The 10925-nt window shown below is 60.0% G+C and carries 11 protein-coding genes; 6 read left to right on the top strand and 5 right to left on the bottom strand.

The genetic code is table 11. From position 1 onward, the window contains the following. The first annotated feature begins 91 nt into the window (after positions 1 to 91). Together ACESWY_RS06580 and ACESWY_RS06575 are read left to right on the top strand one after the other, a co-directional pair. Positions 92 to 1489, top strand: coding sequence for an aminopeptidase (locus tag ACESWY_RS06580; RefSeq protein ID WP_373093707.1), 1398 nt, complete (start codon positions 92 to 94; stop codon positions 1487 to 1489). 104 nt (positions 1490 to 1593) lie between these two features. After that, the gene (locus ACESWY_RS06575; RefSeq protein ID WP_373093705.1) at positions 1594 to 2403 is read left to right on the top strand and encodes a YaaA family protein; all 810 of its coding nucleotides are present in this window, start codon (positions 1594 to 1596) and stop codon (positions 2401 to 2403) included. A 23-nt stretch (positions 2404 to 2426) separates the two neighbouring features. On the opposite strand, the gene ACESWY_RS06570 is transcribed toward ACESWY_RS06575, so the two are convergent. After that, on the bottom strand, positions 2427 to 2948 hold the full coding sequence (locus ACESWY_RS06570; RefSeq protein WP_373093703.1) for a hypothetical protein: 522 nt from the start codon (positions 2946 to 2948) through the stop codon (positions 2427 to 2429). 171 nt (positions 2949 to 3119) lie between these two features. On the opposite strand from ACESWY_RS06570, the gene thiC reads away from it, so the two are divergent. Then, a complete protein-coding gene (gene thiC, locus ACESWY_RS06565; RefSeq protein WP_373093701.1) occupies positions 3120 to 4454 on the top strand; it encodes a phosphomethylpyrimidine synthase ThiC in 1335 nt (444 codons plus the stop codon). A 181-nt stretch (positions 4455 to 4635) separates the two neighbouring features. Beyond that, positions 4636 to 5466, top strand: coding sequence for a bifunctional hydroxymethylpyrimidine kinase/phosphomethylpyrimidine kinase (thiD, locus tag ACESWY_RS06560; protein WP_373093699.1), 831 nt, complete (start codon positions 4636 to 4638; stop codon positions 5464 to 5466). A 333-nt stretch (positions 5467 to 5799) separates the two neighbouring features. On the opposite strand, the gene ACESWY_RS06555 is transcribed toward thiD, so the two are convergent. The 4 genes from ACESWY_RS06555 to ACESWY_RS06540 form a co-directional block, all read right to left on the bottom strand. Then, positions 5800 to 6459, bottom strand: coding sequence for an SGNH/GDSL hydrolase family protein (locus ACESWY_RS06555; protein ID WP_373093697.1), 660 nt, complete (start codon positions 6457 to 6459; stop codon positions 5800 to 5802). A gap of 78 nt (positions 6460 to 6537) precedes the next feature. After that, the gene (locus ACESWY_RS06550) at positions 6538 to 7659 is read right to left on the bottom strand and encodes a TIGR02452 family protein (protein WP_006234233.1); all 1122 of its coding nucleotides are present in this window, start codon (positions 7657 to 7659) and stop codon (positions 6538 to 6540) included. Positions 7660 to 7796: 137 nt separating this feature from the next. Next, entirely contained in the window at positions 7797 to 8492 is a 696-nt protein-coding gene (locus ACESWY_RS06545; protein ID WP_148332186.1) for a Bax inhibitor-1 family protein, read from the bottom strand. A 79-nt stretch (positions 8493 to 8571) separates the two neighbouring features. Then, a complete protein-coding gene (locus tag ACESWY_RS06540) occupies positions 8572 to 8910 on the bottom strand; it encodes a hypothetical protein (protein ID WP_055309824.1) in 339 nt (112 codons plus the stop codon). A gap of 250 nt (positions 8911 to 9160) precedes the next feature. Between ACESWY_RS06540 and ACESWY_RS06535 the strand changes: the two genes are divergently transcribed. Both ACESWY_RS06535 and ACESWY_RS06530 read left to right on the top strand, forming a co-directional pair. Next, positions 9161 to 10210 (top strand): inorganic phosphate transporter, encoded by a 1050-nt coding sequence (locus ACESWY_RS06535; RefSeq protein ID WP_195520536.1) that lies wholly within the window; start codon positions 9161 to 9163, stop codon positions 10208 to 10210. Between the two features lie 67 nt (positions 10211 to 10277). Next, positions 10278 to 10901 (top strand): DUF47 domain-containing protein, encoded by a 624-nt coding sequence (locus tag ACESWY_RS06530; RefSeq protein WP_195520535.1) that lies wholly within the window; start codon positions 10278 to 10280, stop codon positions 10899 to 10901. Positions 10902 to 10925: the final 24 nt, after the last annotated feature.

Below are 10925 nucleotides of genomic sequence, written 5' to 3'. Positions count from 1 at the left end.
CATCAGGCTTCCCTGCCGCCGCGCGCCCGCGCGTGATACGATGGCTAACGGTACATCAACCAGCACGATCGATCCGAAAGGAGCCTGCGTCATGGAGCGTCCCTGCGCATGGAAAAAGTACACGCCACAGCAGATCGAGGAGCTCGAGGAGCTTTGCCGCGGCTATAAGCAGTTTTTGAGTGAGAACAAGACCGAGCGCCTGTGCGTCAAGACCGGTATCAAGATGGCCGAGGAGGCGGGCTACGTCAATCTGGAGACCGTGATCGCCGAGGGCCGCGCGCTCAAGGCCGGCGACAAGGTGTACGCCGCCAATCACGGCAAGGACCTCATGCTCGTCAACCTGGGCACTGCCCCGCTCGAGCAGGGCTTTAACATCCTGGGCGCCCACGTGGACTCGCCGCGCCTGGACCTTAAGCAGAACCCCGCCTTCGAGGCCGGCGACATGGCCTACCTCGACACGCACTACTACGGCGGCGTCAAGAGCTACCACTGGGTCGCTTCCCCGCTTGCACTCGTGGGCGTCATCTGCAAAAAGGACGGCACCACCGTCGACATCAACATCGGCGACAAGGCGGACGACCCGGTCTTCACCATCTCCGACCTGCTGATCCACCTCTCGAGCGAGCAGATGGCCAAGCCCGCCAAGGACGCCGTCGACGCCGAGATCCTCGACGTGATCGTGGGCGGCCGCCCCGTCAAGTTCGATGAGGACGACAAGGACGCTCCCAAGGAGCCCGTCAAGCAGATGTTCCTGGATATCCTCAAGGAGCAGTATGACGTCGAGGAGGAGGACTTCCTCTCCGCCGAGATCGAGGTCGTGCCCGCCGGCCCGGCCCGCGACATGGGCCTCGACCGCTCCATGATTCTGGGCTATGGCCACGACGACCGCGTCTGCGCCTATCCGTCCATGCTCGCCCAGATCAACGTCGCCAACGTGGAGCGCACGAGCATCACACTCATCGTCGACAAGGAGGAGATCGGTTCCGTGGGTGCCACCGGCATGACGAGCCGCTTCTTCGAGAACACCGTCGCCGAGATCATGACGCTCGCCGGCGAGGATAGCCCGCTGGCCCTGCGCCGCGCGCTCGCCCGCAGCCGCATGCTTTCCTCCGACGTGTCCGCCGGCTTCGACCCGGGCTACGCCGGCAAGTTCGAGACCAAGAACGCCGCCTTCATGGGTCGCGGCTTGTGCTTTAACAAGTACACGGGCAGCCGCGGCAAGGGCGGATCTAACGACGCCGACGCCGAGTACGTGGCCCTCGTCCGCGACATCATGGACGAGGCCGGCGTGGACTTCCAGACCTGCGAGCTCGGTCGCGTCAACGCGGGCGGCGGCGGCACCATCGCCTACATCATGGCCAAATACGGCATGAACGTCATCGACTCCGGCGTTGCCGTCCTGTCCATGCATGCCCTGTGGGAGGTCGCCAACAAGGCCGACATCTACGAGGCCTACCGCGGCTACAAGGCCTTCCTCGAGCGCGCCTAACCAACCCTTCATCAGTTGCGGTGAAATACGGACTAAACTGGCCCATACACGGCCAAAACAGACCGTATTCCACCGCAACTTCCTTTTTTGGCAGAGGAGAGTCCATGCTGCAGGTCATCATTTCGCCCGCCAAGCAGATGCGCGCGGCCCAAGATGCTTTTGAAGTCCTGGGCATTCCACCTTTTGCGCACGAGACGGCTCGCCTCCACCGTGCACTGCTAGATATCGAGCGGAATGAAGGCAGCGGCGGTCTGCAGGCGCTATGGAACGTGAGTGACAAACTGCTGGGGCCTTGCCTCAACACCCTGCATGAGTTCGGGCCCATCCTGATAAACGGCGATCTCGACAATCCCGCACTCGCCCGACACCTCTCCCCCGCCGTCATGTCCTATCACGGCATTCAATACCAGAGCATGGCGCCCGAGGTGATGGATTCCGCGCAGATCGCATGGCTGCAAGACCATCTGTGGATCCTCTCGGGCCTTTACGGATGCGTACGACCCTTTCATGCCGTTGAACCATATCGGCTGGAAATGGGCGCGAAGCTTGCCGTCGACGATGCCCGAGACCTCTACGCGTTTTGGGGCGACAAGCTCGCACGGGCCATCGCTCCGGCGGGCTCCAACGCTACGATCGTCAACCTCGCCAGCGTAGAGTATGCCAAAGCCGTTCTGCCCCACCTCGCGAGCGACGCCACGGCCGTCACATGCCTCTTTGGCGAGGGCATCCGCAACGGCAAGCCCATCCAGCGCTCGACCGCCAGCAAAAAGGCGCGCGGCTCCATGGTGCGCTGGATGGCAGAAAACAAGCTCGAGGATGTAAGCGGGCTCACCGCGTTCGACGTTGGTTATCGTCACTTTCCCGAGCTTTCAGACAAAAACACCCTGGTTTTCATGAATGCGCAGGCACAATAGGCCCGCCGTTTCCAAACACCCCGTTACTCCGCCAAGCCATCGGCCTTTGCAATCCCGTTTGTCGAACCGTCCTGATAGACAATCTTGACGTGCTCAACCTCGGACACCGCAACACCCGTCGGAGGCTCCAGACGCCATTCCGTCAGGGCGATATCCATGGTCGTGGGTACATCTCCTTGATCTTTGAGCTTCACCGTGAGCGTTTTGAGCGCCGCGTCAAACGTCACGCGTTCGATTTCTTCACCCGGAATGGACCCACCACTCAGCTGCAACTGCACAAACTCATCGCGCGGGTACCAATAATCGCCCGGAACGGCAAGCGTATTGGCATTACCGCCAGTACTCCTCACCGTCATAATCGGTAGGCTATCATCAGCCTCGAACTCCCATGCAGCGCCGCCGCGACCGCCAAACGTCCAGATACAAAAGGCAATCACCAGCACGGCAAGCACCGCAAAACCAATCGCGACAAGGCCATGGTGCGCACGGCTTTCCTCGGCCGTAACATCCCATTGCGTCTCTCGATATAGATGCTTGTCTTCCATGTTCGCCTCCCCACAGGCACGCTCGTTGGCCCAATCGTACCCATTCAGGCTATACTTGAGCCCATTACATAAACGGGGAGCTTGCAGGACGGGACGGCAGGCTGAGATTGGGCGCGCCCGCCCTGACCCGCAAACCTGATATGGGTAATGCCAACGAAGGGAGCCGTGCCAATGAGCACACTGACCGAGCCCAAGCTCGTCACGCAAATCGACTTCGCCCGCGCCGGGCAGATCACGCCGCAGATGAAGGAAGTCGCCGAGCGCGAGCATCGCGAACCCGAGTACATCCGCGAGCGTGTGGCCGACGGCCGCATCGCCATTCCCGCCAACATCGTGCATATCAAAAAGGGCATGCGCGCCTTTGGTGTCGGTGAGGGACTGTCCACCAAGGTCAACGTGAACTTGGGCATCTCGGGCGACAAGGCCGATGCCGCCGAGGAATGGAAGAAGGTCAAGATCGCCGAGGACTTTGGCGCCGACGCCATCATGGACCTCTCCAACTCGGGCAAGACACGCCAGTTCCGCCAACAGCTCATCGACGAGACGCCGCTCATGGTGGGCACCGTCCCCATGTACGACGCCATCGGCTACATGGAAAAGCCGCTGGTCAAGCTTACCAAGGACGATTTGCTCGAGGTCGTGCGCGCGCACGCCGAGGACGGCGTGGACTTTATGACCATCCACTGCGGCATCAATAAATCGGTCATCAAAACCTTCAAGGAGACCGGCCGCCTTATGAACATCGTCAGCCGCGGCGGCTCGCTGCTGTTTGGATGGATGGAGGTCACCGGCAACGAGAATCCGTTCTACGAGTTCTACGACGAGGTGCTTGAAATCTGCCACGAGTACGACGTGACCATCTCGCTCGGCGACTCCTGCCGCCCGGGCTGTCTCTACGATTCCAACGACGCCACCGAGACTGCCGAGATGATCGAGCTGGGCAAGCTGTGCAAGCGTGCTTGGGCCGCCGGCGTCCAGGTTATGGTCGAGGGACCGGGCCACATGGCGCTCGACGAGATCGCCGCCAATATGAAGCTGCAGAAGCGCCTGTGCCACAACGCCCCGTTCTATGTGCTGGGGCCGCTGGTGACCGATATCGGCGTGGGTTATGACCACATCACCGCCGCCATCGGTGGCGCCATCTCCGCGAGCTCGGGCGCCGACTTCCTGTGCTACGTGACGCCCGCCGAACACCTGTGCCTGCCCAACGCCCAGGATGTGCTCGACGGCCTCATGGCCACTAAGATTGCCGCACACGCCGCCGACATCGCCAAGAAGGTGCCGCACGCCCGCGACATGGACGACAAGATGGGCCAGGCGCGCCGCAAGCTCGACTGGAACGCCATGTGGAAGTGCGCGCTCGACCCGGTTACCGGCAAGAAGCGCTACGAGGAGTCCCCCGCCGCCACCGAGGGCACTTGCACCATGTGTGGCAAGATGTGCGCCGTCCGCACCGTCAACAAGATCTTCGAGGGCACTACGATCGACCTCGGCATGGAGGACTAGCCTGTCGCCGCGGCCGCTTCTGTCGGCGAGCTGGTGCCTGTCAATTGTTGACGTGTGAACATTTGCTTGCATTTGCGTAAAGATTGCATCGCCCGCCCGGGTTCGACATAGAGTCGGCCCGGGCATCTTTATAATGCTGGCTTAAAGACCCATTTGATTCCGACCGAACAAGGGAGCGAACATGGATCGCAGTAAGGTACCTGCCGTTCTATCCATCGCAGGATCCGATTCCAGCGGTGGCGCCGGCATTCAGGCCGACATCAAGACCATCACGGCGCACCGCCTGTATGCCGAGACGGCTATCACCGCTATCACCGCACAGAACACCCTGGGCGTCACCGCCGTACAGAACATCTCCCCGGATATTGTCGCCGCGCAAATCGACGCCGTTTTTGACGATATCCGCCCCAACGCCATCAAGATTGGCATGGTTTCCTCTGCAGAGATTATCGAGGTCATCGCTGACCGCCTGAGCGCCCGGGACGCAACGAACGTGGTCGTCGACCCCGTCATGGTCGCCACCTCGGGCGCACGCCTGATTGCCGAGGATGCTTCCGAGGCACTCACCCGCCGCCTGTTCCCGTTGGCGACGGTCATCACACCCAATATTCCCGAGGCCATGGCACTTCTCGACTACGAGGTCGATTCCGAGCGCACGCAACAGAATGCCGCCATGCTCCTCACTCGCCGCTTTGGTTGCGCGGCCCTGGTCAAGGGCGGACATCTGGTGAATGAGGCCAACGACGTGCTGGCCGAGCCCGCGCCGCTCGATGATGAGGGCAACCACCTGGGCGATCCGCTCACCACGTGGTTCCGCCACAAGCGCATCGAGACCGGCAACACACATGGCACCGGTTGCACGCTTTCGTCCGCCATCGCCTGCGCGCTGGCCCAGGGCATGGATCTCGCTGACGCCATCAACGCCGGCAAAGCCTACCTAACAGGCGCCCTCGCTGCAGGTTTCGACATGGGCAAAGGCTCCGGCCCCGTTAACCATATGTGGCAGTATTAAGATTCACAGCCCAAAACCACCGCAAAGGGGACAGGCACCTTTGCGGTGGTTCCCACAAACATCTCGATCCGTAACAGTTAGAGTCCATTTTTCGGCCCACCTGTTACAGATTGAGACATTCAAATTCCGCTGAGAAGATAATCTCGGTCTGTAACAGTAACTCGGCGAAATCGACCCTAGATGTTACAGATCGAGACAAACGACCGATATCGACCTAAATAATCTCAATCTGTAACATCTAGCCCGTTTTCGGCCTTACAACTGTTACAGATCGAGACAAAGCAACGAAACAAGCCGCCGCAAGGGGAACTTCTGTGGTGGCTTGGGGTCGCGCTACTCACCGAGCATCTCTTGGAGCTTGGCTGCCACGGCATGTCCCAAGCTCTCGTGGCTTTCGGGCATCATATGCAGATAGTCGATATCGCCCGGCTCGGCAAAGTCGGCGGCATTCAAAAAGTCGCAGCCAAACTGCTCAGCCACATGTGCGTAATACTCACCAAAATGCTCCGAGACCTCGACGGAACGCTCGTCAAAATCGGTCATATATACATCGGCGATTTGCGGCTTGATCTTGATAGGTGCCATCAGCAGAATACGCGGGCAGGGTGCGGCATTGGTCCAGGGAAATGCACGCACCGCACGAATCAGCGCCATGGCGCCACGGGCAATATCGGAGGCCGTCACACCAAAGACCGTCTTGCAATCGTTAGTTCCCAGCATAATAACGATCGCATCCAGCGGCTTATGGGCCTCGAGCAGCATCGGAAGTGCGCGGATGCCGTTAAGATTGGTGTCCAGATGGCACATGTCGTCGCGTACCGTCGTGCGGCCGTTGAGGCCTTCTTCAATTACATGCCAGCCCTCGCCTAAGTCACGTTGGGCCACGCCGCACCAGCGCACATCCTGCGCATAGCGCACCGCGGTGCCGTCGCGCATGCCCGCCGGATCGTAACCATAGGTGTTGCTGTCGCCAAAGCATAGAACGTTTTTCATCGTAAGCCCCTCGCTCAGTAAAAAGCCGACGGAAGCAGCCTCTCCCGCCGGCTCGACCTATCTGTCAGCACGTACCGATTACAGGTACTTGCGCCAATCGTCCTCGTCCTCATCATCCTCGGTAGCAGCCTGGGTCTGCTCGGCGGCGCGAGCTGCCGCAGCGCGAGCGGCAACCTGGGCATAGGACTCCTCGTTGCGCTCGGGGAAGTTTGCCAGCACGTGCTCGAACTTGGCAAAATCCTCATCCCAGCGCGTAGAAGGCACGGCAAAGAAGACTTGCTTGACCTTAAAGTCGCCCGACGCGAGCTCCTTGCGGAAGAGCTCGGCCACGGCCTCTGCGTCAAAGCCGTTGTTGTCGCAGCCCCAAGCGCCCAGCACGAGCTTCTCGCGACCTAGCTCGTCGCAGATGGCAAGCACAAAGCGAATGCGGTCGCGCAGGGCGTCCAGCAGAGCATCGTCGCTCACGCGATACTCCTGGCGGGCGCGCTTAACGTTGGGCGCGGCGGCCACGATCACGTCGGCGTATGCATGCACGTGGTTGCGGTCGAAGCGCACCGCAGGCACCACCAGCGCACGGTTGCGGTAAAGCTCGCAGTTGATGTTGCGGCGACGGTTCTCGCCGTACCATTTGCGCTGCTTATCGAGAACGTTGTACAGATACGAATCGGCGCACAGCGTGGCCTCCTGGCCCAGATAGCCCTGGATGTAGCCACCGCCCGGGTTGGTGAACGAGGCAAAGGCGAGCACGGCCATGTCGCAGAACTGCGCATAGCCACGACCGTTGTCCAGGATGGCCTGCGTGGCGGAGGCATCGAGCACGGTGACCTCAGGCAGAACCGGAGCGGGCTCCTCAGCAGGCGCGGACTCAGCTTCGGCGATTTCCTCGGCAGGCTCAGGCGCTGCCTCGGTCTCGGGCGCCGTCTCGGTCTCGGCAGCCTCCGCGCCCTCGACGTCCTCGGCAACCTGTTCTTCGGCGGCCACAGCACTCTGAACCTTGGCCTTCATCGCCGCGACAAAACCGGCAGGCATACCATCGAACTCGCACACGCCGGCAAGCGAACGCTCGATATCCTTGGCGCACGCTTCGGACACAGTTGCCACGTGACGCTCGGCGGCCTTGGCACGGGCCTCGCGCTTGGGATTGGGCTGACCCGCTCGGTTGGACCTGCGGTTACGGTTCCTGTTGTCGACGTCTGCCATAAGTGGTCACCTTTCCTGTCGCTGCCGCTATCGGCTTTTCCCATCCATGATACCCCGCCGAGTACAAAAAAGACGGCCCCGAAGGACCGCCTTTCGCATCGATTTACACGCACGGCAAGCACCGCCGCAATTCGCCACTAGTCGCGACGGCCAAGGATGTTCAGGATGCGCAGGAACACGTTGATAATGTCCACGAACAGATTGGACGCCATGAGCACGGCGTTGGGCAGCGTAGGCGGCACCGTCGTGGCAACATAGGTGTCGTAGCCAATAAAGCCGGCGAACACCACGATTACGATCAGATCGGTGATGGTCTGCGAGACGCCCATGAACATCAGCACGATCTCAACCAGAATAGTGGCGAGCAGAATGCCAAAACCGATGCCATATACGCGCTGGAAAAACTTGGGGAACGTCACGCCCAAGGCGCCAAAGACAAAGGTGATGGCGGCCGTGGCGATAAAGGCAGTGTTGATGGTGGGCAGGTCGTAGTTGGCAAGGCCAAACGACGCGGTCAGGCCAAAGGTGCTCGCAAAGATTACGTAGCCCACAAGGGACAGGCCCACGGACTGCTTACTGGCGGCGGCCGACATCATGACCATGCCGACGATGGTCAAAATAAACGAGCCAAAGACCAGTGGCAGGGCGGCGCCGCTCATCATCATGCGGGCAAACGCCATGGTGCTCGTAAAGTAAGCACCAGCGCCCATGGCACAAAAGCCCAAGAAGATGAGGGCAGACATGGCAAGATTATACGCACGCGGCGACATCTCCTTGGCACGGCTTGCGCCGGTTTCGATGGGGCCGTTCTGATAGCCCTGAATATCGTTCATAATTTCGTCCTTTCAAAAGCGCCGCGACAGCGCAGTAGCTGACAAGATTCCTGTCATTGTACCCGAATGCCGTACGTCCTTACCTACGGCGCTCGCCCTCGAGCGTGCGATCAAAGGCCCAGACCCACCAACGCATCACGTGTGCCTGCGAGCCGTCCGCCCGCTCGCGCGTCTGGTCCTCCAGATACAACTCGGTCGCGTGCCCGCCAAAACGCACCTTATAGGTCGCCGTACGAACACCGTGAACCGTTAAGCCAAAGCCCGTGGACGAGACAATCTCGTCAATCGTAAAGCAGCGACCGTCGACCCAGCAGACGGTAACCGGCACGACTTGTCCGCCCGCGAGGATGCGAGCCACGACGTCCACATACTGCTTGTGTACGCGCCGAGTTTTGCCGTCTGTCTGTCGATATTCCATGCCTCCTATTATCGAACGCATGTTTGCATGTTGTAAAGCGAACAGACTGTGATTTTGGAGTGTCGTAGTAATCGCACGTGTCCGCATGGCGTGTTAGCAAAAAGAACACCCGCGGTCAACAGGGCTAATATTCAATTTTAGTGCCAAAAAGTTCACTTCTCCCATCAGAACTCGGTAAAGAGACCCGCAGGAGGTGATACGATTTATCATGTTTTTGTAACGTGTCTGCAAACTTCGAGAAAGCCCATATATGGACGTAACGTTCTCAACCTTCCTCGGCCAAATTGTGTCGAACCCAGTCCTTGCCGTCACCGTGATCCTCGCGTTGGGCGCCATCTTCGTCAATGGATGGACCGACGCGCCCAACGCCATCGCGACCTGCGTCACTACGCGTTGCATGCCCGCCCGCGCCGCCATTCTCATGAGCGCCGCATTCAACTTCCTCGGTGTGCTCATCATGACGCACTTTAACGCGAGCGTCGCCAACACCATCTCACATATCGTCGACTTTGGCGGAAACAGCACCATGGCGCTCGCCTGCCTATGCGCGGCGCTGTTCTCCATCGTCGTCTACGGCGCCACAGCGTCGCGTTTTGGCATCCCCACCTCGCAAAGCCACAGCCTTATCGCCGGCCTGACCGGTGCCGCCATCGCCCTCGGCGGTGCGAGCAGCGTCAACGTCCACGAGTGGATGAAGGTCATCTACGGCCTGGCGCTCTCCATCGGCCTGGGCTTTGTCATGGGCTGGGTCCTGTGCAAGCTCGTCTCGATTCTTTTCGTCGCCGCCAACAGGCGACGTGCCAATGTCTTCTTTAAATACGCTCAGATCGCGAGCGCTGCGGCCATGAGCTTTATGCACGGCGCGCAGGATGGACAGAAGTTCATCGGCGTGCTCTTTTTAGGCGTGGCCTTTGCCAGCGGCCAGACGAGCGTCGGCGATGCAGGCATCCCCATCTGGATTATGCTGCTGTGCTCGGCCACTATGGGCATCGGCACCAGCGTGGGCGGCGAGCGCATCATCAAGTCCGTCGGCCAGAGCATGGTTAAGCTCGAGAAGTATCAGGGCTTCTCTGCCGACCTCGCGGGTGCCGCGAACCTGCTGCTTGCCACCCTTACCGGCATCCCTGTGTCCTCCACGCACATCAAGACCTGCGCCATCATGGGCGTCGGTGCCGTCAAGCGCCTCTCGGCCATCAACTTCGGCGTCGTCAAGGACATGATGTTCACCTGGTTCTTCACCTTCCCCGCCTGCGGACTCATCAGCTTTGTCATGGCCAAGCTGTTCATGATGTTCATCTAGTCAAACCGAGCGTCCATCCGGACCGTAATACTTCTCACACCCGTCTTCGCCTCGAAAGGACCCACCCATGGCAAAGAAACCCGATTCGTTCTATTTTGACAACTACGTTGCCTGCGCCGACCTAGCCGTACAGGCTGCCGAGCTGCTCACCAAGATTTTCGAGAACTTCGATCCCGCGAAGATTCACGATATGCTCGACAAGATGCACTCAATCGAGCATGCGGCCGACAAGAAGCACCATGAGCTTGAAGACGCCCTGCTCACGGCCTTTATCACCCCGCTTGAGCGCGAGGACCTGGACCTGATGAGCTGCTCACTCGACACCGTGCTCGACCGTATCGAGGGCGTCGTGCAGCGCGTCTACTTCACCAACATCCAGAGCATCCATCCCGACGCCATCGTCATCGCCCACAAGGTGACTGACGCCTGCCGCGCCATGAAAGACCTGATGGTCGAGCTGCCCAACTACCGCAAGTCCAAGACCCTGCGCGAACTCGTCATCCAGATCAACACGATCGAGTCCGAGGCCGACGAGCTCTACATCAACGCTATGCGCAACCTGCATGTCAACGGCAAGGATCCGCTCGAGGTCATCGCCTGGCGCGACGTGTACGCCTTCCTGGAGTACTGCGCTGACTGCTGTGAGAATGTGGCCGATGTTGTGGATTCGATTGTCATGAAGAACAGTTAATTGGGGGTACGTGTCCCGGCGGTC

This window comes from Collinsella aerofaciens ATCC 25986 (assembly GCF_964237925.1).
GTDB lineage: Bacteria > Actinomycetota > Coriobacteriia > Coriobacteriales > Coriobacteriaceae > Collinsella > Collinsella aerofaciens_BJ.
This window is presented reverse-complemented; position numbering and strand designations above follow the sequence as displayed.

Excerpts from the sequence above, each read along its gene's own strand:
- ACESWY_RS06580 (WP_373093707.1), top strand. The coding sequence starts at position 92 with ATGGAGCGTCCCTGCGCATGGAAAAAGTACACGCCACAGCAGATCGAG.
- ACESWY_RS06575 (WP_373093705.1), top strand. The coding sequence starts at position 1,594 with ATGCTGCAGGTCATCATTTCGCCCGCCAAGCAGATGCGCGCGGCCCAA.
- ACESWY_RS06570 (WP_373093703.1), bottom strand. The coding sequence starts at position 2,948 with ATGGAAGACAAGCATCTATATCGAGAGACGCAATGGGATGTTACGGCC.
- thiC (WP_373093701.1), top strand. The coding sequence starts at position 3,120 with ATGAGCACACTGACCGAGCCCAAGCTCGTCACGCAAATCGACTTCGCC.
- thiD (WP_373093699.1), top strand. The coding sequence starts at position 4,636 with ATGGATCGCAGTAAGGTACCTGCCGTTCTATCCATCGCAGGATCCGAT.
- ACESWY_RS06555 (WP_373093697.1), bottom strand. The coding sequence starts at position 6,459 with ATGAAAAACGTTCTATGCTTTGGCGACAGCAACACCTATGGTTACGAT.
- ACESWY_RS06550 (WP_006234233.1), bottom strand. The coding sequence starts at position 7,659 with ATGGCAGACGTCGACAACAGGAACCGTAACCGCAGGTCCAACCGAGCG.
- ACESWY_RS06545 (WP_148332186.1), bottom strand. The coding sequence starts at position 8,492 with ATGAACGATATTCAGGGCTATCAGAACGGCCCCATCGAAACCGGCGCA.
- ACESWY_RS06540 (WP_055309824.1), bottom strand. The coding sequence starts at position 8,910 with ATGGAATATCGACAGACAGACGGCAAAACTCGGCGCGTACACAAGCAG.
- ACESWY_RS06535 (WP_195520536.1), top strand. The coding sequence starts at position 9,161 with ATGGACGTAACGTTCTCAACCTTCCTCGGCCAAATTGTGTCGAACCCA.
- ACESWY_RS06530 (WP_195520535.1), top strand. The coding sequence starts at position 10,278 with ATGGCAAAGAAACCCGATTCGTTCTATTTTGACAACTACGTTGCCTGC.